Raw genomic sequence first — 698 nt, forward strand, 5'->3', positions numbered from 1 at the left:
AAACAAGGCCAAGCTTGTTCATCATACGGCCAATCTTTCTTATGGATACAATCCAGTCTCGCTTTCTAAGTTCAATTTTGATTTTGCGTGTCCCATAGTTTTGACGGTTTTCGTAAAAGATGTCTCGGATGACTTCTTCCAGTTCATCGTCATTTGATTCGACTGTTTTTGCTTCATAATAGAAGGTACTTCTTGGGAGATGTAGGACGTCGCACATTGCTGATACCGAGTATTTGTGACGATTATTGTGAATTACATTTCTATTTGGTTTCGCAGCTCAATTAATTTCAATAAAAGTAGTCGTAATTATTGGAACATTAATGATGCTAGGGGTTACAGTAGTTATGCTTGCATTTAACCTACAATCCTTAAGATCTAGGTTTTCTTCTACAAAAGCTTCAATTAATTCCTAATATTTTTTAAAACGTGTGAATTTCATAGGGGCCGTCAAGGGTTTCTTTACGGCTCCAATTCTTATTAAGTTTAAGAGCATGACTATAATAGTAAGGGAATAAAGAAGGTGGATCTATCCATATTTCATTGAATTGGTAATAACGATGTAAATGACATAAATCGGCTACACTGAGTTAGACATATAAATTAAGGTCAGATAGACTTGTTTAAAACCTTATACAAGGAGCGTCTACTATGACCAAACGAACACGCCGTACGTTTACAAAAGAATTTAAGCAACAAAT

At 35.1% G+C, this 698-nt stretch carries 1 pseudogene; it reads right to left on the reverse strand.

Annotated features, from left to right (window positions below):
- Positions 1-259: pseudogene (locus WAX46_RS15665) on the reverse strand (IS3 family transposase); the annotation flags it as partial.
- Positions 260-698: the final 439 nt, after the last annotated feature.

Origin of the sequence: Bacillus sp. FJAT-53060 (genome assembly GCF_037104745.1) — a bacterium.
Lineage (GTDB): Bacteria > Bacillota > Bacilli > Bacillales > Bacillaceae > Bacillus > Bacillus stratosphericus_B.